Annotated in this window: 2 pseudogenes; one reads left to right on the forward strand and one right to left on the reverse strand. The window is 65.7% G+C overall.

What is annotated here, in order from left to right:
* Positions 1–284: pseudogene (locus tag A5694_RS02375) on the reverse strand (PE-PPE domain-containing protein); the annotation flags it as partial.
* 213 nt (positions 285–497) lie between these two features.
* On the opposite strand from A5694_RS02375, the pseudogene A5694_RS02380 reads away from it, so the two are divergent.
* Positions 498–731: pseudogene (locus A5694_RS02380) on the forward strand (PE-PPE domain-containing protein); the annotation flags it as partial.

The raw sequence follows: 731 nt of genomic DNA on the forward strand, positions 1-731 counted from the left end.
GGGGTGGAGAGCACCTGCAGCGGCGAATCGCAGGTGCCGACGCCGATGACGCACACCGTCGGATCATCGCCGGCGTCGAAGCCCAGTGGCTGCAGGAAGAGATCGGCCGCGGTCTGCGCGAAGGCCGCCGACGGCGTCGGCAACATCGTGCCGCCGACGAAGATCGCGGTGTCCGACAGCAGGGCCACCCGGGCGAATGTCGTTTGGACGACCGGAGCTGCGGCGACGCCGGCGGCGATCACGCTCGCGGCGGCGAGCGGGGCGAAAGCTTTGGTTACGTTCATTCCGACACACCTAGTTTTTATGTAAGAGCCGGCCGACAGGACATGAAAAGCCGATAATGGCATTCTCGCATGACGAGAGTCAACGGCGCCGCGGTGGTAGGAGCCCGGAACAGCGGCCGTCCCAGATGGCAGTCCATTGACTTCTGTCCGGCGTCGCTGCCATGATCGCCCTCAGGAATTCTTTAGCTTCTGCGGTGAAGGGGACGCCCCGTGATGCTGACCAAGGCCTTGACGCCGATTGCGATTGCCAGCACCGTCGCGGGCGGGGTGCTCACCGCGCCGGCGGTCCACGCCACCTATACCGACGTCAACCTGCTCGCCGATACCGCGTTCTTCATCGGCCCGACCACCTTGTCCACGCCGTCACCGACCTTCGCGCAGACCGCGGCCGATCTCTTCCTGCAGCCACTGGGCTTCGACGCCGGCGATGATCCGACGGTGTGCTCA

The organism is Mycolicibacter sinensis, assembly GCF_001667945.1.
In the GTDB taxonomy this organism is placed as follows: Bacteria; Actinomycetota; Actinomycetes; order Mycobacteriales; family Mycobacteriaceae; genus Mycobacterium; species Mycobacterium sinense_B.